The sequence below is a fragment of the Ensifer sp. R-19 genome (assembly GCF_049905105.1).
GTDB lineage: Bacteria > Pseudomonadota > Alphaproteobacteria > Rhizobiales > Rhizobiaceae > Ensifer.
The window spans coordinates 495,636-514,451 of the sequence record NZ_CP184571.1 but is presented as its reverse complement, the minus strand read 5'-3'; the positions used below and the strand labels follow the sequence as shown (position 1 = coordinate 514,451).

Sequence of the window (18,816 nt, the reverse complement as noted above, 5' to 3'; positions counted from 1 at the left end):
GTTCAGGCGGCTTGCTTGGCGCACACGAGCAGGCAGCCATCGGCCTGCATGACGACCTCGCGGCTCGCCGTAATGATGGTCGAGGTTTCGCGTTCGGTGATGACCGCCGGACCTGCGACCCAGTCGCCCGGCTTCATGTCGTGGCGGGAGACGACCGAGGCCTGCTGGAAGCGGCCTTCCTGGACATCGAAAATCTCGCGGGTGCCGCGCACCGTAGCGCCGCCAGCCTTCCCGACCTTGCTGATCCTGGCCGGCGGCGTGACTTTCGATGTCGCTCTCAGCGACCAACTGACGATCTCGACATCGAGGCCGCCAATCACTCGGCCGAAGAAATGCTCGTACTGCGCGTCGAAGAGAGCGCGGAATAGGGCACCATCGACATCGGCATAGTCACGCACATCGATCGTGATGGGAACTTCCCAGCCCTGGCCGACATAGCGCATGTATGCGGTACACTCGAGATTAGGATCGGCATCCGGTGCGCCGGAGCGCACGAAGGACGTCGCTTCCGCGACGAGCTCCGAAATCGTCCGGTTGATCGCATCTGCGTCGAAACGGCTGAGGCGGCTATAGGCGCTGCGAACCGACTCGAAGCCGAAGGGCGCGCGCAGGAACCCGATGGCCGAGCCGACGCCGGCTCCCGGCGGGATCAGTAGATTCGCCATGCCGAGCTTCTCGCAAAGGCGGGCGGCGTGGATGGGCGCGGCGCCACCGAAGGCGATCATGGTGAACTCTGAAAGCTCCTTGCCATTTTCGACTGCATGCATGCGGGCGGCGTTGCTCATGTTCTCGTCCACGACCTCGCTGAGGCCGTAGGCCGCAGTGGCAATGTCGGTGTCGAGTTTCGACGCGATGTCGGCATGCATCGCCCGATCGGAGGCGGGCGCATTAAGCTTCATCGCCCCGCCTGCAAACTCGTCGGCATCGAGGCGGCCGAGGATCAGGTCGGCGTCAGTTACCGTCGGGCTTTCCCCGCCACGGCCATAGCAGGCCGGCCCCGGTTCGGAACCGGCACTGTGCGGCCCGACACGGATCTGACGCATACTGTCGACGGTGGCGATCGATCCGCCGCCGGCGCCGATCTCTACCATCTCGATAACCGGGATGGAGATCGGCATGCCGCTGCCCTTCTTGAAACGCCAGGTGCGGGCCACCTCAAAGGTTTTCGAGGTCTTCGGCGTCTGGTTCTCTATCAGGCAGATTTTTGCGGTCGTGCCGCCCATATCGTAGGAGAGGACCTGATCGAGCCCGTAACTGCTGGCAATATGCGCGGCGAAGATCGCGCCGCCCGCCGGACCGGATTCGAGGAGGCGAACCGGAAACTCGATAGCGCTCTCGACGCTGATGATACCGCCGCCCGAATGGATCATGAAGACCGGGCTGCGCATGCCCTCTTCCGCCAGCCTGCCGACGAGACGATTGAGATAAGACGCCATCAGCGGCTTGACGAACGCGTTGGCGCAGACCGTGTTAAAACGCTGGAACTCGCGCATCTGCGGCGAGACCTCCGAGGAAATCGAAACGGACAGATCCGGCTTCCTCGCCAGCAATCGGTCGCGCACCGCCTTTTCATGCGCGCCATTCAGGTATGAATGGATGAAGCCGATTGCGACGCTTTCATAGCCTGCGGCGATAATACGGTCGCAGAGGGCGTCGACCTCGGCAAGATCGAGCGGCTTCAGGACACCACCGTCGGCGCCGATCCGCTCGTCGATGACGAAGCGTTCGTTGCGGGGCACAAGCGGCGCAGGCAGCACAATATTGAGATCATACTGTTCGAAGCGGCTTTCGGTCCGCATCTCGATGACATCGCGAAAGCCCTTGGTGGTGATGAAGGCAGTGCGCGCGCCGCGCCGCTCGATCAGCGCGTTCGTCGCGAGCGTCGTGCCATGGATGACGGTGTCGATCTCTGACAGTTCGACGCCTGCCAACTCGGCGACCTGCCGGATGCCCCTGACGATCGCGTTTTCCGGATAGGAATAATCGGTCAGCACTTTGATCGAATGGAGCGTGGTGCCTACCTCCATCGCAACGTCGGTGAAGGTGCCGCCGATGTCGACACCGACCCTGATCTGCATACCATCTTTCGCCATTTTCTTGACTTTGCTCCGTGAACGAACTTCTCTTCCACACCGCGCCCAAGGGCTTGCTTTCGACATGCGGTGGGCATTCCCCGCCCGCACTTGCAGGCGGAGGCTAAAGCTCTTCGATTGTTGATGTTTCGGGGTGCCCTGCGCAGCGGTTGCGCAGGGCAGGCGCGTTATTGCTTGCCGGTGAAGTCTACGCCCGGCAGCGTTGTCGGAAGTTTTGCGCGATCGACGCCGATCCATTTCTTGTAAAGTGCGTCGAGCGAGCCATCAGCCGTGTGACTGGTCACAAAATCGGTGAGGAAGTTGAGCATTTCCCGGTCGCCCTTGCGAACGGCCATGCCCTGAAAATTATCGGCCACCTTGTACTTGCGCTCGAACTCCGCTTCGTGTCCCGTCTCCTTGATGACGAGACCGTAGGTCACGCTGCCAAGGATGGCGTCGACCTGGCCGGACAGGAGGGCCTGCACGGTCGTCGCATCGTCGTCAAAGCGTTTGATCTCGGTCGTTGGCGGTGCAGCCTTGACGAGGATCGGCTCGAACACGCTACCACGGTTCACGCCGATGACGTATTTGCCAAGGTCGTCGTTGCCCTTGATCGCCGCATCCTTCTTTGCCCAGACCGTGATATCGTTCGACGAGTAGGGGATGACGTACTGGATGACCTTGGCGCGCTCCTCGGTGATCGTCATCGATGGCACGAGGAAGTCGACATTGCCGTTGACCAGCAGCGGAATGCGATTCTGCCCGGTGATGCGCTCGAACTTGACCTCTACACCAAGTTCCTTGGCGATCAGCTTGGCGATTTCGATGTCGAAGCCGTCATTCTGGCCATTCTGGTCGATGAAACCCCAGGGGAACTGGTCCATCTGCACGCCGATGGTCGCCGTGCCCTTGGCCTTCAGTTCCTCCGGTGTTATGGCCAGCGCCGTCGTCGCGAACAAGGTCGTGGCCAAAAGCGCGGCGGCAAACACGCCGGGAACGTTCGAACGCGAAAAGGGCAATGCTATCTTGAACATGTGGTCACCTCTGGTTGGTTTTGTCATGCGTTCTTGTTTTACCGATCGGCATTCAGCCGCCGTTCGATCCGAGCGCTGCTGAAGGTCAGCGGAAGGCATATGAAGAAGTAGACGAGGGCGACTGCGCCATAGACCTGCAGCGGCTGGAACGTGATGTTCGCCATCAGCTGGCCGGACCGGGTGAGCTCCGTCAGTCCGAGCAGAGCAGCAAGCGCGGTACCCTTGATGAGGTTCACAAGGAAGCTGATTGTCGCAGGCAGGCCGATGCGGAACGCCTGCGGCAGGACGACGTCCACCATCCGGTGCACATAGCCGATCCCGAGAGCGCGGGCGGCCTCACTCTGGCCACCGGGAACCGCCTGGATGCTGCCACGCCAGATCTCGCCTAGGAACGCGCTGGTATGCAGCGAAAGCCCGATCGTCAGCGCCACCCAGACATCCACCTTAAGACCCAGAAGCGGCAGGCCGAAATAGACGAAGAACAGCTGGACCAGCAGCGGGGTGCCCTGAAAGATCTGAATGTAGGTGGCCATCAGGATACGCAGCAGCCTCCACTTGCTCGTGCGGCCGAGCGCCACGCCCAACCCGAGCGCGCCGCCGAAGGTGAAGGCGAGAAGCGTCAGGACCACCGTCCAGCGCGCGCCTTCGAGCAGAAAGAGGAACTCTCCCCAGCCAAATTGACGGATCATCGCAAGGCCCTCACTTCGTCGGATAGGAGAAATAGACCCTGCCGATCACGCCAAGCGCGGCAGAGAAGAACTGGGACAGCACGAGATAGATGACGCCAAGCGTGAGATAGATCTCGAAGCTGCGGAACGTCTGGGAATCCAGGGTCTGGGCGAAGTACGTCAATTCCTCCGCCGAGACGGAAGACACCAGACTGGAGTTCAACATCATCAGGATGAACTGGCTGCAGAGCGCCGGGTACACCGCACGGATAGCCGGACGAAACACAACGAAACGGTAGATGTCGGCCGTGTGTAGGCCGAGCGCCCTGCCAGCCTCGATCTGCCCGGGTCGGATCGACTGTACTCCGCCGCGCACGATCTCCGCGGCATAGGCCGCGCAGTTAAGCGTCATGGCGAGGATCGCCGCCTGTTCCCCACTCAGCCGGATACCGATGGCCGGCATGCCGAAGAAGACGAAGAAGACCTGCACGAGGATCGGCGTGTTGCGGATCAGCTCGATGTAACCGATCGCCATCGCCCGAAGAGCGTTGCTTTTGCTCATGCGCATCAGCATGAACACGATGCCGAGGCTCAGGCCGAAGACCATGGAGAGCGATGACATTCTCAGTGTGCCGATCACGCCCTCCAAAAGCATGGGCCATGCGGCAAAAACCGGTGCGAAATCGAAGGAGTAGTTCATCGGCCGCCCTCAGTGGTTGAGGATCTGGCTGAGGAACGCCCTGGTGCGTTCGTGGCCCGGATTATTGAAGAAGACGTCCGGCTTGGCGCTCTCGATGATCTCGCCGCGGTCCATGAAGATGACACGGTGCGCGACGGCACGCGCGAACCCCATTTCATGCGTCACGCAGATCATCGTGATACCGTCGTCGGCAAGCGAGATCATCGTGTCCAGCACTTCCTTGACCATTTCCGGATCGAGCGCCGAGGTCGGTTCGTCGAACAGCATGATCTTCGGATCCATGCAGAGCGCGCGGGCGATCGCTACGCGCTGCTGCTGGCCGCCGGAAAGCTGAGCGGGGTATTTCTGCGCCTGCTCGGCAATGTGCACGCGCTCCAGATGCCGCATCGCTTTCGCCTTGGCATCCGCCGCCGACGCCTTTCGGACCCGGCGCTGGGCCAGCATGCAGTTTTCCAGAACGGTCATATGGGGGAAGAGGTTGAACTGCTGGAAAACCATGCCGACGTCGCGGCGAATGTGATCGGCGTTCGACCCTTTCTGGTTGAGCGCAGTGCCATTGACGACGATCCTGCCCTGCTGGACTTCCTCAAGGTGATTGATGCAGCGAATGAGTGTGGACTTTCCCGACCCTGACGGGCCACAGAGGACGATATGCTCGCCCCGCGCAACGTTGAGTTCGACGCCCTTAAGTACCTGCAACGGACCATACCATTTGTTGACACCCGTCATTTCGATGGCTTTTTCGTTGCTTTCATTCTCGCCCATGGCCAATTCCCTTTCCTGTAACCGTCAGGATTTCGCTGCGACTTCAAACACGGCGTCCACTTCGACCGACGATCCACGTGGAAGCGATCCGGCCCCCAGCGCCGTGCGCACATGACGCCCCTTTTCGCCCAGAATTTCGACGAAAAGGTCGGACGCACCATCGACGATCGCGGGGTGACCTTTGAAATCCGCCTTCGCGTTGACGAAGCCACGGACCTGAACGCAGGCCACTACCCGGTCGAGATCGCCGTCGAGCGCGTCGTTGACACGGGCAAGGATGTTCAAGGCACAAAGCCGCGCCGCCTGATAGCCCTCTTCAAGCGAGACATCCTGCCCCACGACCCCGGCAAAATGCTCCACGCCGTCAATCCGAGGGATCTGCCCGGAAACGAAGAGAAGGTTCCCGGCAAACCGATACGGAATGTAGTTGCCTGAGGGCGAGGCAATCGAAGGCAACACGATGCCGAGCTCGGAGAGGCGTGCGGAGACGTCACCCATAGCGGTTTTCCACCTGATTTTGTGTGCGCGCCGTTGGGCGCAGTTCCTGTTCCCGGAGCTATTCGCCACGTTCGCTTGGGGATCGTGGCGCTGGCTCGCTTTTTCTGACGAAGAGATTAGTGAAATAGTATCTCATGTCAACATAAAAGTTAGAGATACTATCTCTTTGCTCTGAGAAACCAGCCCAGCGGGATTAATCACAAAATATCAAATAGTTAACCACTAAGCATTGGTTCTATAAAACTGTGAATTCTCGCCAACGTCAAAAAAAATTTCGCAACGAGCTCCAAAAAAAGCCAGAAATGAGATGGCCAGGCCCCACTATTCGGCAGAGAGTGCGCACACCTGACGAGCGAAAATTTCAGTTGAGGTAGCATCACCTCACTGCGTCATGCTACCTTGTCAAAGACACAACAAATCCCTATCAGTTGGCAAACGCCGCTCACGCGTGCGACCAAGCAGACGGGTGGAATCTTGAGTACTTTGGCAAGCCGGACGATACAGGCCCTGAAGGCCCATATCGTCGACAATCAACTGGACAAGGGCCACAAACTTGGATCGCTGAATGAACTGGCGCAGCAGTTTAACGTCAGCCGCACGATCATCAGGGAGGCCGTCTCCGCGTTACGGTCGGAGGGAGTTGTCGAGGCACGTCATGGCGTCGGTGTGTTCGTGCACGAGAAACCTAAGCCGGAAGACCCATACGACTACGATCCGGAACTTGTCCTGGCGCCCTTGCAGCGCCTGAAAACATCATTCATGGACCTCCTTGAACTGCGGATGGCATTCGAGGTCCATGCCGCAGGCCTTGCTGCGACTCGCCGTTCATGGGCGCAGGAATCGAATATCTGGAATGCCGCACGGCAGTTCGAAGCCTCGCTCGACGACGAGGCCGCCCTCGACCACCTGGATTTCGTGTTCCACCGATCGATCGCGGAAGCGACGAATAACGGCGCCTTCATAGAGTTCTTTAACCTGATGAGCCTCCAGATCCTCCCCCAACCGGCTTTCTCGAAACAGGTGAACCCCGAGCTCATCACACCAGAGTATGTGCAGAACACGGTTCGGGAGCACAGGGCGATCTGCGAAGCGATCAGCACCGGCAATTCCGAACAGGCCCGTGAAGCGATGCGGGCGCATTTGAACCGTAGCCACTTACGCTACAGGGGCTTCTCGAATGGTGGCACTTCTCCCTTGAGCAATGTCGCGCGGGATGAATAGAAGGCGATCGCTTGACCAGATTGAACTGTCGACATGCCAACGGCCAACGTAAGACCTGCAGAAAACGAACATGGTCATTTGGCCACTATGCAGGTATTGATGGATTGAGAGTGCAACAGGAAATAGCGCCCCTCCTCGCGAAACGCCCTTCCAGTCGATACATTATGCGATCCTAAACGCACAAACCGGAAACAAACTCGGCACATGATAGTGGCGGCTTCCTACTTTACCTCCCCATGCAGATCCTCCTATTTAAAATACAAATCATCGAAATTCAGTTGATCTGGGGAAATAAAAGGGTCGTGCAGTTTGTTACTTGACGGCGCTGGCGCGACAAGCGGCCTGTTCAAGATCATGCGGCTTACGTCAGCTTCCTTTGGGACAGCTGTTGTGGCATCCATGCTGCCGCCGGAGTGACTTCAGCCTTTTGTCAGGCGACCGCCTGTGCACCGGTGATTTCCACCAGCGATCCACACATGAAGGCTGCCTCGTCGGACGCAAGGAAGGCGACGAGGGCTGCGACTTCTTCCGGCTTGCCAATGCGGCCAAAGGGAACGAGTTTGTCAAGGTCAGCAATCGTTCGTCCGGAGCGCTTTACACCGGCTTCCAACATGGGCGTGTGAATTTCGCCCGGGCAGACGGCATTGACGCGGATCTTGTTCGGCGCGTAGTCGCGGGCAAGGTTCTGCGTGAAGCTCGCCACGGCCGCCTTCGTCACGTTATAGGCGATGTGGTTCGGCGCCGGATAAAGCCCCCACTGGGATGCCGTGTTGACGATGGCGCCGCCGCCCGCCTGGATCATGTGGGGCAGCGCCGCCTGGCAAAGATGGAAAATCGCGTCGACATTGACTGCAAAGCTCAGCCGCCAATCCTCCCGCGTCAACGAGAGAAGATTGCCGCGGCGGTTGATGCCGGCATTGTTGCAGAGCACATCGATGCGCCCTTCGGTCGAGATCACATTGTCGATGATGGCGCGGCAACCCTCAGCGCCCGAGATATCGCTGGCGAGCGCCCGCGCGCTGCCGCCCTTGCCCGCAATCTCCGCGACGGTCGCCTCGGCGCCCTCCCCATTCATGTCGGTGACGATGACCCTTGCGCCCTCGTCAGCGAAACGGGCACTGATCGCCCCGCCGATGCCACCTGCTGCGCCGGTGACGATTACGATCTTGTCCTTGAAACGCATGGAAATTACCTCAGATAGCTGCCGCCGTTCACGTCAAGCACAGCGCCATTGAGGGAGGCCTGCGAAGGACGGAAGGCAAATGCGGTGATCTCGCCGATCTCTTCAGGCGCGGCCATCCTGGCGATGGGAATGCCGGCCAATGCCGCAGCCTCGCCATGCTCGGCGATATAGGCTTCGGCCATTTCGGTGCGCACCCAGCCGGGGGCCAGTGCCACCGCGGTCACGCCTTCATGTCCGTGGCTCTGCGCGATGGACTTGGTGAGGTTGATCAGTGCCGCCTTCGAGGCTCCGTAGGCCATCGCGCTGGAGGTGTAGCCGCGCTGTCCGGCGCGGCTTGCCATGTTGATGATCCGCCCACCGCCATGGGCGCGGAAATGCTGGATGGCGAGTTTCGACAGATCAACCGCCGAAAGGAAGTTGACGCGCATTTCACGCGCCCAGACCCGCTGCCATTCGTCCATGGGCGCATCGACTGCAACCTCGGAGCGGATGCCGGCATTGTTGACCAGCCCTGTGAGCCGGCCAGCAACGGAGACGGCCTGAACCCACAGGGCCTGAGGGCCGGCCGGGTCTGACAGATCGGCCGGCACGCACCAACCTCTGCCGTCGAGCCCGTTCACAAGCGCCTCGGCGGCATCGCGATTGCGGCCGTAGTGGACGACGACATTCGCCCCATCAGCCGCGAGAGCATGGCAGATCGCCTGCCCGATGGCGCCGGTTGCACCCGTTACCAAAACGGTTTGTCCCTTGAGGTTCATAGCTCCCCCACCTGCGGTCCCCACGTGTCCGACATGGCAAAACCCTGAGCGAATGGATCATGCGGGTCCAGCCGCAACTGCTGACGGCCAAAGACGTAGCCCTGGCCTGTGATACGCGGCAGAACCGCGGGACGACCGCCGACCGTGGTCTCGCCCAAGATCTCGGCGGTGAACGTGCCTCCGATTATGCTGCGCGAAACACGCTTGTCGCCGACCCGCGCCGCGCCGCGCGCATGGAGGACGGCAAGATTGGCAGAGGATCCGGTACCGCAGGGCGAGCGATCCACACGACCGGGCTTCAGCGTCGTGCATGTTACCACTGAATCATCCTGCTGGTAGTCGCGGAACATCACATAGGCGATCTCATTGAGGTCGGGGATATCAGGGTGGCTTACCGCGACTTCGTCCGTGAGCAGCGCCTTGATCTCGGTTCCGGCCTCGGCAAGCGCCCGGGCCGCATCCGGTACTATGCGAAGCCCGATCTGATCCACGTCGATCTGGGCATAGAAGACACCGCCGAATGCGATGTCGCCGTTGATCCGCCCCCATCTCGGTGTGTCGATCGCGACGTCGAGCTGCTGAACAAATGCGGGAACATTGTCGAGGCTGACCGAAAGGCATCGACCGCTTTCGCAACGCGCCCGCGCAACGATCAGCCCTGCCGCCGTGTCCAGCCGCACGACGGTTTCCGGTTCAATCATTTCCACCCGACCACTTTCCAGGAGCGCAGTAACCACGCAGATGCAGTTGGACCCCGACATCGGATGGGCGCGGTCCGGCTGCAGGACGATGAAGGCGGCGTCGGCGTCCGGCCGGGTCGGATCGAGAAGCAGGTTTGTCGTATGAACGACCTGCGCGCGCGGTTCGCGCGTCAGGAACAGGCGCAATGACGGGTCGACATTGTTCAGGTAGTTCATCTTTTCAAGAATGGTCGCGCCCGGAATAGCTGGCGCGCCACCGATCAGGACGTTGCCGCTTTCGCCCTGGCAATGGACAAGCAGGATATCGAGGGACTTGTCGAAGGTCATTTCAGATACCATCCCCAGGGTTCATCGCTGACCAGGCGGGTGATCTGTTTGGTCTCGAGATAGTTGTCGAGGCCCCAGCGACCAAGCTCGCGGCCGATACCGGACTGCTTGTAACCGCCCCAAGGCGCCTCGGTGAATGTCGGTTGCGAGCAGTTGATCCAGACGATGCCCGCGCGGAAGGCAGCGGCAACGCGCTCGCAGCGCTCGTCATCGGTCGACATGACTGCGGCGGCAAGGCCGAAGCGGGAATCGTTTGCGAGGCGGATCGCTTCCTCCTCGGTCTCGAACGGACGAATGCAGACGACCGGACCGAAGATCTCCTCGACCCAGGCATCACTATCGAGCGTCATATCGGTGAGGATCGTCGGCGCGACCCAGAAGCCCTTGTCGAATCCGTCGTATCTGCCACCGCAGGCAACTCTTGCGCCCTGCTCGACGGCGCGCTCGATGTGGCCGAGGACATCTTCATACTGCCCCTTGTTGACGAGCGGCCCGAGCAGCGTGCCCTCCTCCAGACCGTTGCCGACCCTGATTTTCCCGGCTTCCTCGACCAGCCGCTCCAGGAGCTTCGGGTAGAGCGGCGCTTCGACCAGAACCCGCGAAGTCGCCGAACACACCTGGCCCTGGTTCCAGAAGATACCAAACATGATCCATTCGACGGCCTTCTCGATATCGCTGTCGGCAAAGACGACGAAAGGAGACTTGCCGCCGAGTTCGAGGCTGATGCGTTTGATGTCCTTGGCGCCGGCGGCCATGATGCGGGAGCCGACCGGGCCCGACCCGGTGAACGCCACCTTGTCCACCTGCGAATGCTCGACCAGCGCCTGGCCGACGACCGAACCCTTGCCGGAGAGGATGTTCAGCACGCCTTTGGGAAGGCCCGCAGCCTCCGCGATCGCACCCAGTTCCAGCGCGGTCAGCGAGGTGGTTTCGGCGGGCTTCAGGATCATGGTGCAACCCGCCGCAAGCGCCGGTGCCACTTTCCACGAGGCCATGAGCAGCGGATAGTTCCATGGAACGATAGCAACCGCCACTCCGAGCGGCTCGCGCACGGCCTTGGAGACGAAGCGCTGGTCCGCAAGCTTCACTTCTTCGACTTCGCCATCGAGTTCCTCAGCGAGATCGGCATAGAAGTCGAAGCAGCCGGCGGCGTCCGCCAGGTCCCATTCGGACTCGGGCAACGGCTTGCCGTTGTCGCGGGTTTCCATGTGCGCCAATTCCGGCAGTCGATCACGGATGCCTTGTGCCATGGCGCGCAGATATCTTGCACGCTCCTTGCCCGAAAGGCGTGGCCAAGGACCATTGTCGAAAGCCTCGCGGGCCGCCTTGACCGCTGCGTCGGCGTCTGCGACGCCGGCGGCAGCGATGTGGTGAAAGACCTCTTCGGTCGCCGGATCGATCACGGGAAGCAGGCTTCCGTCGGCTGGTGCGATCCATTGTCCATCGATGAAAAGCTTGTTCTGCATGGTGTCCTCACATGGAATGCGTTTGTGCGGTCGCCCTTTAGAAGCGGTCGACGCGATAGGGGCGCATGTCGATGGGTGGCGTCCGGCCAGTGATGAGGTCGCCCATCAGGCGCGCGGTCGTGGCCGCATAGGTGACCCCCAGATGCCCATGGCCGGCGGCGTAAAAGACGCCTGGAGTTTTGGCCGAGGCCGACATGACAGGCACGGTGTCTGGAAGCGCCGGACGATGGCCCATCCACTCGGTAAAGTTCTCGCAGCGCAGGTTCGGCAACGCCGTTTGGGCCCGCCGCACGGTTATCTTCGAGCGGCGATAGTCGGGTGCGGCGTCGAGGCCCGCCATTTCGACCGTGCCGCCGACTCGGATACCGCCTGCCGTCGGCGTGACCATGAAGGCGCGGGCTGGCCAGATGATTGAGTGGCGCATGGAAACGCCGGGGGCCATGATCTGGGTATGATAGCCACGCTCGGTTTCGAGCGGCATCGGTTCGCCCAGCATCTTCGACAGCAGGCCGCTATGGGCTCCCGCTGAGATCACAACCTCATCGGCGGCGATTGGATCTCCCCCGACGAGCCGGACGGCAGTGACGCGGGAGGAGCGGTCGAAGCCAGCCACGGCGCAGCGGCGGAATTCTCCACCGAGTGCGGTGAACCTTTGCGCAAGTTTGTTCACCAACCGAAACGGATCGCGCAAACTTCGGTTCTCGGGGAAGAGGACGGCGAGACCGATGCGGTCCGACAGCTCCGGTTCGAGCTCCCGCGCCTCAGCACCCGTCAGGCGCTGGTGCGGAAAGTCGAAACGCTCGAGGATTTCGATATGTTCGCGGTCGGCGCGAAACTCCGCTTCGTTGCTGTAAAGCGACAGGCAGCCCTCTTCCGTCAATTCGCTTTCCAGCCCCGTCTCGCGCAGCAAGGGCAGGAGGTCGTCATAGACACGGCTGCAGAGAGCTGCCCCTTCGGCCTCCAGCTGTCGAAGCCTGGCCGGTCGCGAGGCGGCGACAAAACGTGCAAACCAGGGGAGCAGTTTCGGCATGTAGCTCGGGCGGACACGGACGGGACCTTCCGGATCAAGCATCCATCCGGGAATCTGCTTCCAGATCGACGGGCGCGAGGCAGGCATGAACTCGGTCACCGCGATCGACGCCATGTTGCCGTAGGAGGCGCCGCGCCCCACCTCGCCCTTGTCAAGCAAGATGACCCGCCGCCCTCGCTTTTGCAGTTCGTAGGCGATGGTTGTGCCGATGATGCCTGCGCCGACAACCACGGTGGTCATACTAGCCTTGCTCCTGCTCGTTTTCCTTGGATGGCGGCCGGACGTCAGCCCGGCCGCACTCGATTACCAATTGAGGATCGGTTCCATGGCGGCGCGGAATTCGGCTTTTTCCTCGTCCGTGAGCGGACCGAGGGGCGCTCGGCACTCGCCGACCGGCGTGCCCTGCACTTCGCAACCATATTTGAGCTTCTGCACGAACTTGCCCGATTCCAGGATGTTCATCGCCTTGTAGAGGGTCGCCATTTGCCTCTTGGCTTTGGCGAGATCGCCAGACTTGAAGGTGCGGTCGAGATCGCAGACGGCTTTCGCCATGCAGTTGGCCGGGCCGCAGATCCAGCTCTCGGCGCCCCAGATCATGAAGTCGAGCGCGATGTCGTCCGATCCGGAAACCAGCTGGAGGCGTCCCTCGTAGCGGGTCGCAATGCCGATGGCGCGCTGAAGCGACCCGGAGCTTTCCTTGATGCCGATGATGCGCGGATCGTCGGCGAGCGCGTCAAGAACCTCCCAGCCCAGCTCAACTCCGTCCTTGTCCGGATAGCTGTAGAGCACGATCTTCATGTCGGTCGCTTCAAGGACAGCCTTGAAGTGCGCAACCAGCTCGGCCTGCGTGGGTTTCGTATAAAAGGGCGTTGCGAGAAGCACGGCGTCGTAACCCATCGCCTTGGCGCGCAGCGTGTTGGCAATGACGCCGGCCGTCGATGGCGCGTTGGTGCCGGCGATCAGGATCTCGCCAGGCTTGGCGAATTCCTTGACGAACTTCAGCACCTCATCGCGCTCTTCATCGGACATGAAGCTGTATTCGCCCGAGGAGCCGCAAGGCACCCAGCCCGTGACGCCTGCTGCGCGCAGATTGGCCAGATGCTTTCCAAATGCGGCAAAGTCGATCCTACCTTGACGGTCGAAGGGGGTAACGAGGGCTGGCAAGACGCCTGAAAGTTTCATGGGACTATCTCCATTCGGGGGTTCGAAGGGTGGCGTCAGAGAGCCAACCGCTTGAGAATGCGTCGCTCGATGACCGTGACGGCGCGCGTCAGCGGAAAGGCGATGACGAAGTAGATGAGTGCGACGATCGTCAGCACCTCGATTGGCCGGGCCGTGTTGTTGGAAATGTTCTGGCCGACGAACATGAGGTCCGCCATACCGACGGCCGAGACGAGTGCGCTTTCCTTGAAGAGGCTGACGCAATTTGACAAAAGCGTCGGCGCGGCGCGTAGCACGGCTTGCGGAAGGACGACGTTGGTCGTGCGCGCCCAATGAGAAAGACCGAGCGCCACGCAGGCATCCAGCTGCTCGCGGCCGACCGATTTGAGCGAGGCCCGGAACGTCTCGCTGCTGATCGCCCCCATATAGAGCGTCAAGGCGATCACGCCGGACGTCATGTTGGACAACTCGACACCGAGGATCAGCGGCAGGCAGAAAAAGATCCAGAAGAGTTGAACAAGCACGGGCGTGCCGCGGAAAAATTCCACATAGACACTCGAGGCTGCACGCAGGATGGCATTTTTCGAGGTCCTCGCAAGCGCAACAAGGAAGCCAAGGGCGCAACCGAGCACGATGCAGATCAGCGTCAGTTTGAGCGTCATCCAGAGGCCAAGAAAGAGAGCCTCCTGGAACTTGAGTACGACGGCAAAATTGAAGGTCATCGTTTGTCTCCCTCAGCTTGCCAGGGCTTCGCGGCGGCGTTCCAAATAGCCAACGATCTGGGAGACCGGGAACGACACGGCGAAGTAGAAGAGTGCAACGATCGTGAAGGTTTCGATCGGGCGGTATGTCTGCGTGGCCAAGGTCTTGCCCTGGTACATCAGGTCCTGGACGGCAACGATCGCGACCAGCGCGCTTTGCTGGAAAATGCCGATCCCGTTGGTCAGCAGAACCGGTATCGAATTGCGGACCGCCGTCGGCAGAACAATGTAGAACACCCTCTGGAACGGGGTCAGGCCGAGCGCCACGCCGGCGTCAAGCTGCTCCCTTGGAACCGCCTGGATGGCGGCACGATAAGCCTCCGCGTTGAATGCCGCGAGATTGAGCCCGAGCGCCAGGATGCCCATCGTGACCGATCCGAGGAACACGTTGAAAAGCATCGGGACGCAATAGAAGAACCACACGATCTGGATGATCGCTGGCGTGCAGCGGAAGAACTCGATGAAGAGTGTGACCGGCAGCCGGACCACCGGCGAGCGGCTCATGACAAGCAATGCCAGCACGAAGCCGAATGTCAGTCCGATGGCATTGGCAGCGATCGTCAGTTCGATCGTGACGAGCAAACCGTCCCACAATGGTCCGAAATTGCGAAAGACGGACGCGAAGTCAAAACTGTAGTTCATCGTTCGTCCTTCAGTGCTTGATGTGGAAGACCCGCTCGATGAACTCGCGCGTTCGCTCTTCTCTCGGAGAACCGAGCACCTGTTCCGGCGGACCGTCTTCCACGACCACACCGCCGGCGCAGAAAATCACCCGGGAGGCGATATTCTTGGCGAACCACATGTCGTGGGTCACGATCACCATCGGCATCTGCTGCTTGGCAAGCTGCAGGATCACCTGCTCGACTTCAGCCACGAGTTCCGGATCGAGCGCCGAAGTGACCTCGTCGAAAAGCATCAGCTTCGGATCAAGCATCAGGGCGCGGGCAATCGCGACACGCTGCTTTTGACCGCCGGAAAGCTGCGCCGGATAGCTTTTTGCCTTTTGCGCAAGTCCGAAACGCGTCAACAGCGCCATCGCCCTTGCCTCAGCCTCGGCCTTCTTCTCCCCCCTCACCTTCATCGGCGCGAGGATCAGGTTGCCGATGACATCGAGATGCGGGAAGAGCGTGTAGTGTTGGAACACCATGCCGATCGAGCGACGGACCTTGGCATCGATCGCGGTCTTGCCGTTGCCATTGGCCGAAATGTAGGGCTTGCCGCCAAAGACGATGGACCCGCCGTCGATTTGTTCGAGCCCCATCAACACGCGCAGGAGGGTGGACTTGCCGCCGCCGGACGGCCCGATGACGACTACGCGGTCGCCCGCCTTCATCTCGATGTCCAAGCCCTGCAGCACCTTCACGACGCCGCCATAGCTCTTGTGCAGTCCTTCGATCTTAACCAGGGGTGCGGTATCCGACATCGTCCAAAACTCTCCACCTCAGGGACAGGGAACGGAGCCGCCACAGGCAGCTCCGTAGGCTTGGTGACCGGGCTCAGTTGCCGGCCTTGAGGACTTCGTCCACGGCCTTCTTGATCAGGGCATCCACGTGGCCGGTCGCGACCCGCTCCTCGAGGAAGATGTTGACCACTTCGACATCTGACGCCGAAAGCTGATGCGGCAATCCGAACGCCACGCCCTGCTTGGCGAGCGCCGGCGCCGGATTGAGCGCTACCGCCCAGTCGGGGTTCGACTGGGTGAAAAGCTGGTTTGTGTCGGAGGCATCGACCAGGATGTCGGCACGACGCGAAACGACCGCAAGGCGTGTTTCGTCGTTGGTCGGCAGGCGCAGGATCGTCGCTGTCTTGACCGCGGCGGAAATCGCCTTGTCCTGTGCCGTGCCGGACATGACGGCAAGCGTGACGTCCGCCTTGTCGATGTCGGCAACGGAAGCCGCACTCGCTGGGATCTTCGGGTTGTCCTTGTTGTAGGCGAGTGAGATCTGGTACTCCATCGCCGGTACTGAGAACTGGACAGCCATGGCCCGAGCCGGCGTACGATTCAGCGCCAGGGAGACGTCCCATTTTCCGGCCTGAAGGCCCGCAACGATGTTGTCCCAGGTCGTGTCGACGAATTCGGGCTTCACCTGCAGAACTTCAGCGAATTCGCGGCAGAGGTCGGCAAAGAAGCCGGAGTACTCGCCGCTGGCAGGATCGCGCATCACATAGGGCGGCGCAACAGCCGCTCCGCAGCGCAGCGTGCCGCTCTTTTGGACACCCTGCCAGTATCCTTCGGCCGTTTCAGCCATCGCCGTAGTCGACAGCCCAACCGCCAGGGCGAGCGCGGCCGTCGCCCGCAGAGCGGACGTCATCACATTTCTGAACATGTGCATTCCCCAATTTTGAGCGCGTGAGACGCGCGGTTCCACCTGTCGGCTTTGGCCGTTCTTAGTGTTTTCGTGTCGGCTCCGTGTCGACTGAAGAAACTATGTCGTCTCCGTGTCGACAAAGTCAAGCAGAAAGTTTACGATTGCTGCGTCCCGGTTTTTCTGGCCCAATGACCGGGAGAGACGAAAAGGGACGTAAGTGTCTGACGAAATTGAAATGAAACGGGTGCGCGGTACGGGCTGGAAAAGTGTCTACGACACGCTGCGCAATGAGATCCTTGCCCTCACCTTGCCGCCGGGCCAGTTGCTCGACGAAATGACGCTCGCCGAGCGCTTCGACATGTCGCGTTCGCCAGTGCGCGAAGCGCTCATACGGCTTGCCGGCGAAGACCTGGTGGTCACGCTTTCCAACCGCAGCACCATCGTCGCTCCCATCGAGGTGGCGAGCTTTCCGAAATATGTCGAGGCGCTCGACGTCGCCCAGCGCATGAACACTCGGCTGGCGGCAGCCTTGCGCACCGAGGCGGACCTGAAGATCATCGCAAAGCGTCAGAAGGAATTCGAAATAGCGGTCAAAACCGGCATTCACCTGAAGATGTCGGAGGCCAACAAACAGTTTCACATGGCGGTCGCCTATGCGGGCAAGAACGGCTATCTGGCGTCGTTCTACGAGCGACTCCTGAACCAGGGTCAGCGCATGCTCCACCTCCATTTCGAATACCTGGAGCGCACCGGTGACGGTTATCTTTTGACCGACGAGCACGAATTGATGTTGGAGGCGATCCGCGCCAAGGATGTCGAGCGTGCAGACGAGCTGGCGCATGCCCATACCCGCCAGTTTCAGGACAACTTCATCGCCTTCCTGCGCGAAAACTACACGACCGAAGTGTCTTTCGGGCCGCTTGCGGCGGCGGAGTAACCATGCCCCTGCCCGAACGCATAGGTTTTATCGGCACTGGCGCGATCACGGATGCGATGGTGCGCGGCCTTCTTGCAGAACCTGCCGCAGTTCCGCAGGTCGTCGTGTCTCAACGCAGCGCGGACATTTCGGCCAGGCTTGCCTCCGATTTCCCGCAGGTACACGTGTCGCCAGACAACCAGGCGATTGTTGACGGCTGCGACACGGTCGTGCTGGCAATCCGTCCGCAAGTCGCCGAAGGGGTTATTCGTCCTCTGCAGTTTCGCGAGGGCCAGAAGATCATCAGTGTCATTGCGGCAACCGACCGGCCAAAGCTCCTCGACTGGATCGGCACAGAGGTCCACCTCACCCAGGCGATCCCCCTGCCCTTCGTCGCCCGCCGCAAGGGCGTCACCGCGGTCTTTCCGGCGGACGCAGGCACGGCCGCAATCTTCGACGTGCTTGGCAACGCCGTCGAATGCGAGACCAAGGCGGAATATGACCTTTTGGCCGCAGCAAGCGCATTGATGGCCACCTATTTCGGCATCCTGCACCGCACGACCGAGTGGCTCGCCGAAAATGGTCTGCCGGAAGATAAGGGCCGCTCATATCTCGCGCCGCTCTTTGCCGGTCTTTCCGAAGCAGCACTTCACGCTGGTACAGATGTCGACTTCTTCGAGATGAGCCGCGAATTTGCCACCAAGGGCGGCCTCAACGAACAGGTTTTCCGGGATTTCGACGAGCGGGGCGGAACCGAAGCGCTGACGCGAGCGCTAGGCAGAGTGTTCGAGCGCATCACCAACCGTTAGCAGACGGCTCTCGCCACGATCGAACCTCAGACCAGGCATGCGGCGCGCGACGACCCCCATGAGACGCTACCCGCGTACCGTGCTAGAGAAGGGGTCGACAACCCTGCCGAGCTCGAAAGCCGCATTGCGGGTACACGCGCGATTGCCGCCAAGACCGCCGCTGGATAAGGTCTTGCGGCAAAAACGAAAGATACTCAGCCGACGAGGACGACTATGGCAACCGGTACAGTTAAATTCTTCAACCAGGACAAGGGTTTTGGCTTCATCACGCCCGACAACGGCGGAGCGGACGTCTTTGTCCATGTGTCGGCGATCGAGGGCGCAACATCACTTCGCGACGGCCAAAAGGTCAGCTATGAACTTGGCCAGGACCGCAAGACCGGAAAATCGAAGGCCGAAAACGTTAGACCAGCCTGATCCTACGGACTCAGGAATTC

General features: G+C 60.8%; 20 protein-coding genes. 4 read left to right on the top strand and 16 right to left on the bottom strand.

The features are described 5' to 3' along the window. Positions 1 to 2: 2 nt before the first annotated feature. The 6 genes from ACN9MO_RS32955 to ACN9MO_RS32930 all read right to left on the bottom strand — a co-directional run bounded on the left by ACN9MO_RS32955 (position 3) and on the right by ACN9MO_RS32930 (position 5,737). On the bottom strand, positions 3 to 2,093 hold the full coding sequence (locus ACN9MO_RS32955) for a hydantoinase/oxoprolinase family protein (protein ID WP_057248672.1): 2,091 nt from the start codon (positions 2,091 to 2,093) through the stop codon (positions 3 to 5). A 167-nt stretch (positions 2,094 to 2,260) separates the two neighbouring features. Then, entirely contained in the window at positions 2,261 to 3,106 is an 846-nt protein-coding gene (locus ACN9MO_RS32950) for a transporter substrate-binding domain-containing protein (RefSeq protein WP_057248671.1), read from the bottom strand. Positions 3,107 to 3,144: 38 nt separating this feature from the next. Further along, positions 3,145 to 3,795 (bottom strand): amino acid ABC transporter permease, encoded by a 651-nt coding sequence (locus ACN9MO_RS32945; protein WP_057248670.1) that lies wholly within the window; start codon positions 3,793 to 3,795, stop codon positions 3,145 to 3,147. A gap of 10 nt (positions 3,796 to 3,805) precedes the next feature. Then, positions 3,806 to 4,474: an amino acid ABC transporter permease gene (locus ACN9MO_RS32940; protein ID WP_057248669.1), complete on the bottom strand. Its 669-nt coding sequence runs from the start codon at positions 4,472 to 4,474 to the stop codon at positions 3,806 to 3,808. A 9-nt stretch (positions 4,475 to 4,483) separates the two neighbouring features. Next, positions 4,484 to 5,239, bottom strand: a complete 756-nt coding sequence (locus ACN9MO_RS32935; RefSeq protein WP_057248668.1) for an amino acid ABC transporter ATP-binding protein — start codon at positions 5,237 to 5,239, stop codon at positions 4,484 to 4,486. Positions 5,240 to 5,263: 24 nt separating this feature from the next. Continuing rightward, entirely contained in the window at positions 5,264 to 5,737 is a 474-nt protein-coding gene (locus tag ACN9MO_RS32930) for a RidA family protein (protein ID WP_112997251.1), read from the bottom strand. Positions 5,738 to 6,211: 474 nt separating this feature from the next. Here ACN9MO_RS32930 and ACN9MO_RS32925 point away from each other — a divergent pair, with 474 nt between their 5' ends. After that, positions 6,212 to 6,958 (top strand): FadR/GntR family transcriptional regulator, encoded by a 747-nt coding sequence (locus ACN9MO_RS32925; RefSeq protein WP_057248798.1) that lies wholly within the window; start codon positions 6,212 to 6,214, stop codon positions 6,956 to 6,958. Positions 6,959 to 7,388: 430 nt separating this feature from the next. Here the strand turns inward: ACN9MO_RS32925 and ACN9MO_RS32920 are convergent, their stop codons facing one another. From ACN9MO_RS32920 to ACN9MO_RS32875, 10 genes are all read right to left on the bottom strand, one after another. Next, positions 7,389 to 8,141 (bottom strand): SDR family NAD(P)-dependent oxidoreductase, encoded by a 753-nt coding sequence (locus ACN9MO_RS32920; protein ID WP_057248666.1) that lies wholly within the window; start codon positions 8,139 to 8,141, stop codon positions 7,389 to 7,391. A gap of 5 nt (positions 8,142 to 8,146) precedes the next feature. Beyond that, positions 8,147 to 8,899, bottom strand: coding sequence for an SDR family NAD(P)-dependent oxidoreductase (locus tag ACN9MO_RS32915; protein ID WP_057248665.1), 753 nt, complete (start codon positions 8,897 to 8,899; stop codon positions 8,147 to 8,149). Then, entirely contained in the window at positions 8,896 to 9,927 is a 1,032-nt protein-coding gene (locus tag ACN9MO_RS32910) for a proline racemase family protein (RefSeq protein ID WP_057248664.1), read from the bottom strand. Before ACN9MO_RS32910 ends, ACN9MO_RS32915 begins: the two co-directional genes overlap by 4 nt. Continuing rightward, entirely contained in the window at positions 9,924 to 11,393 is a 1,470-nt protein-coding gene (locus tag ACN9MO_RS32905; RefSeq protein WP_218374410.1) for an aldehyde dehydrogenase family protein, read from the bottom strand. Before ACN9MO_RS32905 ends, ACN9MO_RS32910 begins: the two co-directional genes overlap by 4 nt. Positions 11,394 to 11,430: 37 nt before the next feature. Further along, positions 11,431 to 12,663 carry an NAD(P)/FAD-dependent oxidoreductase gene (locus ACN9MO_RS32900; protein WP_057248662.1) on the bottom strand — a complete coding sequence of 411 codons (1,233 nt, stop codon included), beginning with the start codon at positions 12,661 to 12,663 and terminating at the stop codon, positions 11,431 to 11,433. A 63-nt stretch (positions 12,664 to 12,726) separates the two neighbouring features. Next, the gene (locus ACN9MO_RS32895; RefSeq protein WP_057248661.1) at positions 12,727 to 13,605 is read right to left on the bottom strand and encodes a dihydrodipicolinate synthase family protein; all 879 of its coding nucleotides are present in this window, start codon (positions 13,603 to 13,605) and stop codon (positions 12,727 to 12,729) included. 35 nt (positions 13,606 to 13,640) lie between these two features. Continuing rightward, a complete protein-coding gene (locus ACN9MO_RS32890) occupies positions 13,641 to 14,306 on the bottom strand; it encodes an amino acid ABC transporter permease (RefSeq protein ID WP_057248660.1) in 666 nt (221 codons plus the stop codon). 12 nt (positions 14,307 to 14,318) lie between these two features. Further along, positions 14,319 to 14,987: an amino acid ABC transporter permease gene (locus ACN9MO_RS32885; RefSeq protein WP_057248659.1), complete on the bottom strand. Its 669-nt coding sequence runs from the start codon at positions 14,985 to 14,987 to the stop codon at positions 14,319 to 14,321. Positions 14,988 to 14,997: 10 nt separating this feature from the next. Continuing rightward, a complete protein-coding gene (locus ACN9MO_RS32880) occupies positions 14,998 to 15,768 on the bottom strand; it encodes an amino acid ABC transporter ATP-binding protein (RefSeq protein WP_057248658.1) in 771 nt (256 codons plus the stop codon). A 73-nt stretch (positions 15,769 to 15,841) separates the two neighbouring features. After that, positions 15,842 to 16,672: a substrate-binding periplasmic protein gene (locus ACN9MO_RS32875; protein ID WP_057248797.1), complete on the bottom strand. Its 831-nt coding sequence runs from the start codon at positions 16,670 to 16,672 to the stop codon at positions 15,842 to 15,844. A gap of 199 nt (positions 16,673 to 16,871) precedes the next feature. Between ACN9MO_RS32875 and ACN9MO_RS32870 the strand changes: the two genes are divergently transcribed. From ACN9MO_RS32870 to ACN9MO_RS32860, 3 genes are all read left to right on the top strand, one after another. After that, positions 16,872 to 17,591, top strand: coding sequence for a GntR family transcriptional regulator (locus ACN9MO_RS32870; protein WP_057248657.1), 720 nt, complete (start codon positions 16,872 to 16,874; stop codon positions 17,589 to 17,591). A gap of 2 nt (positions 17,592 to 17,593) precedes the next feature. Beyond that, positions 17,594 to 18,379 carry a pyrroline-5-carboxylate reductase gene (locus tag ACN9MO_RS32865; RefSeq protein ID WP_057248656.1) on the top strand — a complete coding sequence of 262 codons (786 nt, stop codon included), beginning with the start codon at positions 17,594 to 17,596 and terminating at the stop codon, positions 18,377 to 18,379. Positions 18,380 to 18,592: 213 nt separating this feature from the next. Next, positions 18,593 to 18,796, top strand: coding sequence for a cold-shock protein (locus tag ACN9MO_RS32860; protein WP_057248655.1), 204 nt, complete (start codon positions 18,593 to 18,595; stop codon positions 18,794 to 18,796). Positions 18,797 to 18,816 lie beyond the last annotated feature (20 nt).